This window comes from Streptomyces kebangsaanensis, from assembly GCF_001906585.1.
Taxonomy (GTDB): domain Bacteria; phylum Actinomycetota; class Actinomycetes; order Streptomycetales; family Streptomycetaceae; genus Streptomyces; species Streptomyces kebangsaanensis.
Window position 1 is genome coordinate 1 of record NZ_JUJA01000077.1, and the last position, 655, is coordinate 655.

Below are 655 nucleotides of genomic sequence, written 5' to 3' on the forward strand. Positions count from 1 at the left end.
CCCGCCGGCAGCCGCACCGTGAACGTCGTCGAGCCGGGGCGGCCGTCCAGGACGACGTCTCCGCCGTGGGCCTGGACCACGGCCGCCACGATCGACAGGCCGAGTCCCGCCCCGGCTCCGCCGGAGGGGTCCGTGCGGCGGCGGTCGGCACGGGTGAAGCGTTCGAAGACGCCCGGCCGGACGTCCTCGGGGACGCCGGGGCCGTCGTCGTGGACCTGGAGGACCGCCGTGGCGGCGGCGTCCTTCCGGTCGGCCCCCAGGTCCAGGGACACCGTCACCTCGGTGCCCGCGGGTGTGTGCAGACGTGCGTTGGCCAGCAGGTTGGCCAGAACCTGCTGGAGCCGGTGGGCGTCGCCGGTCACCGTCACCGGGTCCTCCGGCAGCTCCATGGTCCAGCGGTGCCCGGGCCCCGCGGCCCGGGCGTCCGTCACCGCGTCCAGGACCAGGCGGGTGAGGTCGACCGGGCGGCGCTCCAGGGGACGGCCGGCGTCCAGGCGGGCCAGCAGCAGCATCTCGTCGACCATCTCGCCCATCCGGGCGGACTCGGCGGCGATCCGTTCCAGGGCACGGGTGACCTCGGGCGGCACCGGTCCCGGGTGCAGCAACGCGAGCTCGGCGTGCCCGCGCACCGAGGCGACCGGGGTGCGCAGCTCGT

Annotated in this window: 1 protein-coding gene; it reads right to left on the bottom strand. The window is 76.6% G+C overall.

The genetic code is table 11. The features are described 5' to 3' along the window. Window positions 1-655, bottom strand: a 655-nt coding sequence (locus RH94_RS43030) for a sensor histidine kinase (protein ID WP_234425699.1), incomplete at both ends; no start/stop codon positions are given.